Source organism: Pseudomonas sp. R62 (assembly GCF_000257605.1).
In the GTDB taxonomy this organism is placed as follows: Bacteria; Pseudomonadota; Gammaproteobacteria; order Pseudomonadales; family Pseudomonadaceae; genus Aquipseudomonas; species Aquipseudomonas atacamensis.
Genome location: NZ_JH635999.1, coordinates 250674 through 253282, shown reverse-complemented (window position 1 = coordinate 253282; position 2609 = coordinate 250674). Strand labels below are relative to the sequence as shown.

The window sequence follows — 2609 nt, the reverse complement described above, 5'->3', positions numbered from 1 at the left end:
ATCGTGGTGGCGAAAGCCGAAGATATTCAGTTCCTGCGCCAGCGCCTGTTTGCTCGGGAGACGCGCGGGCGTCCTGGCCATAGGCAACCGGGGACCAAGCAGCTGAGCCTGGGCGAAATCGAAAAAGGTCTGGCCAATTTCCGTGTCGTGGACCTGCACGATGTGCTTGCGCAGCGTCGCCAGTTTCGCCGGGGTGCGCGCCAGCACCAGGGTGCGTTTCGAGCGCAGGCATTCGATCAGTGCGCTGAGCATGTAGCTCTTGCCGATGCCGGCATAACCCTGCACGTGCAGGTCTTCGTCGAGGTTGGCACGGAAGGTTCGCAGCAGTTTGTCCTGCGCCGCACTTAACCAGTGTTCACGCTCGCGTGGCGTGACCATTTGCTGGCGAAACGGGTTGTTCTGTTGCTGGTGGCGGACTTTGTAGTCCACATCCCATTTCCCGCCGGGCAACAGGTATTCCTGCGCTGTGACTTCATCGGCCATGAGAAAGCGCAGGTTCAGGCCTTTGAGCGCATTGAGGCCGAAATACAATTTGCGCGAATCGAACAGACGCCGCGCCTCTGCAAGCAGTCCCGCCGATCCGGAGCGCCGAGAGGTGACAGACCAGTCAATGAGTCTGGCGAGGATCTTCTCCGCTGCGCTGGCGCTCAAATCCTGTTCGGTGGCCTGGGCGAGGTTCTGAATGACCAGCACTGCCGCCAGTTCCGGGTCGCTCAGGCTGGCCAGTGTCGCGTCACCCTCGGGCTGCAACAGCGCCGTACACGCATCATGGGTGATGGGCAGAAATACCGGGGTGGCCAAATCAAAATGTTCCGGGTGCATACAACCTCGCCGCCTGGGCTTTAATACAACACCAGATCAGTCCTGGTCATTCTCGTCGTGCATTTCCTGGGACTGCGGCAAGTTTCCCTCACGGCTGGCCTCGGGGCTGATCCGCAGTTCGAAGGAGTAGCCGCCGAGCGTGCCGGACATGCCGCGTCGATCTGCGCCGCCAGCCAGCGGCCCTGCTTCAATCTGCGCCTGCACTTCGTAGAGCGCCATTTCCAGCAGTTTGCGCAGGTGTTCAGGGTTTTGCGCGCTGGCGTGCAGTTGCAGGTCGTACTGGCCGGCCACCGATTCAGCGAGGGCCGGCTGGTCCTGCACCGCGAGCGGCTGCGCAGTTTCTTCAGCCGCGTTGAACACGGTCGAAGCCGCCAGAATCGCGGCGTGCTCTTCATCCATCAGGTCGAGCACTCGCGACAGCTCCAGCGTGCGTTCGGGCTGATCCTGCATCTGCGCTTTGACTTCCAGACGCCGCATCTGCCATTCGCGCAGTTTTTCACGAGTCAGATCGTCGATTTTACCCACTTGCCTTACCTCTCAATGCCAGGCGAGGGAGTATGCCACTGTTCGCCTTCAACAGCCGCACGGGTACCGGGGCGCTGCGCGGCTGAGCCGCGCGTTTCTGATGGCGGATCAACGCCACTAGCGAAATCGCAGGCATAAAAAAACCGCAGTGGGCGAAACCCATGCAGTTCTCTTTGAATTCTCGGTAGGTTCGTTAAGGTGGTGCCCCCACCAGCCACACCCCGGCACACAATGTTCCCGCTGTGGCTGCTTCCTTCCGGATCTGACCAGGTTCACGGGTAATCGTTGCGGGGGGACCGATGGGGTCACCATAACGACGCTTGCCTGTCGGCGAGCCGCGCCATTGTACCTGTCTGAGATGAACTTACAACCGTTGGTTGCAGATAAAAAACCTGAACGGCTTCAAGGACATAAACATCACGGCCTGCGACACCTACAAGGCCAGCACCTCATCCGCCCTGCCGCCCGCCTGCTGGATCACCAGATGAATGAAGTGCAGCTTGGCGATCGCCGCCGCCGGCAGTACGAACGGATAGAAATCCGGCTGGCCCATGCTGCGCGACAGTTCGTTGAGCATGCCCGCCAGTTCGATCCACGCATTGACGAACGACAGGAATGCCGTGCCGCCGGGGTGCTCCGGGTCGTACAGGGTGCTGGTGGGAAATGGCTGATAGTCGAAGTCCATTTCCCGCGCGCTCATGCCGAAGCCCAGCGCCGTGTCGACCGCATCCATCATGTGCAGGTAATGCGCCCAGGTTTCCGCCCAGTCTTCCCACGGGTGCATGGTCGCGTAGGCACTGACGTAGTGCTGCGGCCAGTCCAGCGGCGCGCCTTGCTGGTAATGCCGGTCCAGCGCCTCGGCGTAACTGGCGCGCTCGTCGCCGAACAGATTGCGGAACGCGTCCAGCCAAGGGCCGTTGGCGATGAGGCGATCCCAGTAGTAGTGGCCGACCTCATGGCGAAAATGCCCGAGCAGCGTGCGGTAAGGTTCGTGCATCGCTGCCCTGACCTGCTCACGGTGAGCGTCGTCGGCCTCTTTGATATCGAGGGTGATCAGGCCATTGGCGTGGCCGGTCATCGGCGCGTTGCCTTCCAGGTCGACACCGATGAAGTCGAACGCCAGCCCGGTTTCTTCATCGGTGGTTTTCGGGATGACCGGCAGGCCGAGGGTGATCAGTTGCGCGACCAGTCGACGCTTGGCGATTTCGACCTTGCGCCAGCGTTCAGGATTTTCCGCGAGGGACAGGTCGGGAATGGTGCGG

The 2609-nt window shown here is 61.3% G+C and carries 2 protein-coding genes, 1 other RNA gene and 1 pseudogene; all 4 read right to left on the bottom strand.

Going from position 1 to position 2609, the window contains the following annotated elements:
* Positions 1-822: pseudogene (locus OQK_RS30500) on the bottom strand (hypothetical protein); the annotation flags it as partial.
* 36 nt (positions 823-858) lie between these two features.
* Positions 859-1347, bottom strand: coding sequence for a hypothetical protein (locus tag OQK_RS30805; protein ID WP_016773855.1), 489 nt, complete (start codon positions 1345-1347; stop codon positions 859-861).
* 205 nt (positions 1348-1552) lie between these two features.
* Positions 1553-1649, bottom strand: an RNA gene (gene ffs / locus OQK_RS29410) — signal recognition particle sRNA small type.
* A gap of 131 nt (positions 1650-1780) precedes the next feature.
* Positions 1781-2609: zinc-binding metallopeptidase family protein (locus tag OQK_RS19490; RefSeq protein ID WP_016773853.1), on the bottom strand; the 829-nt coding region annotated here is incomplete at its 5' end.